Source organism: Paraburkholderia sp. JHI2823, assembly GCF_038900695.1.
In the GTDB taxonomy this organism is placed as follows: Bacteria; Pseudomonadota; Gammaproteobacteria; order Burkholderiales; family Burkholderiaceae; genus Paraburkholderia; species Paraburkholderia mimosarum.
The window spans coordinates 1-255 of sequence record NZ_JAYMRY010000407.1; the positions used below are offsets into that span (position 1 = coordinate 1).

A 255-nucleotide genomic window follows, 5' to 3' on the forward strand; every position below is an offset into this window, starting at 1 on the left:
CGCCCCTGCACGAGAACGTGCGCGGGCCCAAGTATTACCACTGACCCAAGGAGGTCACGATGTTGATGCAGCAAACCCTCTCCCAGCTCAAGGCCCTGAAGCTGGACGGCATGGCTCGCGCGTTCGAAGAACAGGCCGCGCTGACGGCCAGCACGAGCCTGTCGTTCGAGGACCGCTTCGGCATGGTCGTGGATCGAGAGATCGCCTGGCGCGATACCCGCCGGCTCGAGCGATTGCTCAAGTCTGCGAAACTCA

General features: G+C 63.1%; 1 protein-coding gene. It reads left to right on the forward strand.

What is annotated here, in order from left to right:
• Positions 1 to 59: 59 nt before the first annotated feature.
• A partial coding sequence (locus tag VSR34_RS39185; RefSeq protein WP_342965322.1) for an ATP-binding protein occupies positions 60 to 255 on the forward strand: 196 nt, incomplete at its 3' end.